This window comes from Nocardioides antri (assembly GCF_008373765.1).
In the GTDB taxonomy this organism is placed as follows: Bacteria; Actinomycetota; Actinomycetes; order Propionibacteriales; family Nocardioidaceae; genus Nocardioides; species Nocardioides antri.
On record NZ_VUJW01000174.1, the window covers coordinates 1 to 287 of the forward strand.

The 287-nt window shown below is 52.6% G+C and carries 1 protein-coding gene; it reads right to left on the reverse strand.

Annotated features, from left to right (window positions below):
• On the reverse strand, positions 1 to 287 hold a 287-nt coding region (locus F0U47_RS22925), incomplete at both ends, for a hypothetical protein (protein ID WP_149752371.1).

Below are 287 nucleotides of genomic sequence, written 5' to 3' on the forward strand. Positions count from 1 at the left end.
GTCAATTTGCGCCAATCACCCTTTTCTTTTTCACGGAGAGCCTTAATGTCAGGGGTGTCCTCACGGAACCGGATGGCAGGCAGGGGGAAGTCAGGCCTGTCTACGTAGTTGGGCTGGCCGTTGAAACCATAGCCTACCCACTCACGGTCACCAATCTTGGCAAGTTCAGTGTTTCCAGTGGATCCAGCCCTGGCGCAGACAGGAACACGGATAGCATTGATGAGCGCCCGGCGCATCAGATAATTGGCCATTTTGCTGGAAGGATTGGACTTGAATTGTACGAAAAT